Below are 1,189 nucleotides of genomic sequence, written 5' to 3'. Positions count from 1 at the left end.
CATTAATCATGCAAAATTATGTTTTTGTTATTGACACAAAAAACCAACCATTAAACCCCATTTCCCCAAAGAAAGCTCAGAGATGAAACCTTAGGACAGTGGAGCCTTAATCAAAAAGTTTTAACCCTTTTATGCATAGCCGACTAACCATAAAGGCTCCACTGTCCTTACGGTAACTTCAAACCGGTTATTAGACAAAGGCAAGGCAGCGGTTTTCAGAATGTACCCGTTCACAATCATCTTGAAGACTGCGATTGATAATCCAACTATCTCACCTTGTCAAATCAAGATTGACCCTGGCAGCAAGGTCACCGGATTTGCCCTAGTCCAAAACAACCAAGTTATTTGGGGAATGGAATTAGAACACAGGGGAGGATTGATCAAGAAAAAACTAGAGTCTAGAAAAGCTGTAAGACACCGAAGGCGTAATCGCAACACCCGCTACAGAAAACCAAGATTCCTTAACCGTAGACGAAAAGAAGGCTGGCTTGCCCCTAGCTTAGAGCACAGGGTTTTGACTATTGAAACCTGGGTGAAACGATTAATTAAGTTCTGTCCAATCAATCAGGTTTGGGTCGAAAGAGTTAAGTTTGATACCCAGAAAATGCAGAACCCTGAAATCAATGGTGTTGAGTACCAACAAGGTGAACTAGCTGGCTACGAAGTAAAGGAGTACTTACTTGAGAAATGGGGAAGAGAATGTACCTATTGCGGTAAACAGTCTGTTCCCTTGCAGATCGAACACATTCACCCAAAGTCATTGGGTGGAAGTAATTCGGCAAAGCCGACGCTACGCGAACGGGTCAGTAATCTCTGCTTAGCCTGCGAAAAATGCAATCAACGGAAAGGAAACAAACCCATAGAGGAATTCCTAAAAAAGAAACCAAATCTACTTCAGAAAATCAAAACTAAAACTAAGCAACCATTACCGGATGCAGCAGCGGTGAATACGACTCGTAACAAGTTAGTAAAGGTACTTCGATCAATCAAGTTTGTGGTCACCGGAACGGGAGCGCAAACCAAATACAACCGGACTAGATTAGGACTACCTAAGCAGCACGCTTATTGATGCCGCTTGTGTTGGGAATATTGAGACCTTGGTCTTGAAAACCTCTCAGCCGCTGTTAGTCACTTGCAAGGGGCAGGGAGGGAGACAGAAAGCAGCACTTAACAAATACGGTTATCCCAT

General features: G+C 43.1%; 1 protein-coding gene. It reads left to right on the top strand.

The window, feature by feature from the left end:
* Positions 1 to 241: 241 nt before the first annotated feature.
* Positions 242 to 1,069 carry an RNA-guided endonuclease IscB gene (iscB, locus tag F6K53_RS43985; RefSeq protein WP_293087151.1) on the top strand — a complete coding sequence of 276 codons (828 nt, stop codon included), beginning with the start codon at positions 242 to 244 and terminating at the stop codon, positions 1,067 to 1,069.
* The last annotated feature ends 120 nt before the right edge of the window (positions 1,070 to 1,189 follow it).

It is taken from the genome of Moorena sp. SIO4A1, assembly GCF_010672065.1.
Taxonomy (GTDB): domain Bacteria; phylum Cyanobacteriota; class Cyanobacteriia; order Cyanobacteriales; family Coleofasciculaceae; genus Moorena.
This window is presented reverse-complemented; position numbering and strand designations above follow the sequence as displayed.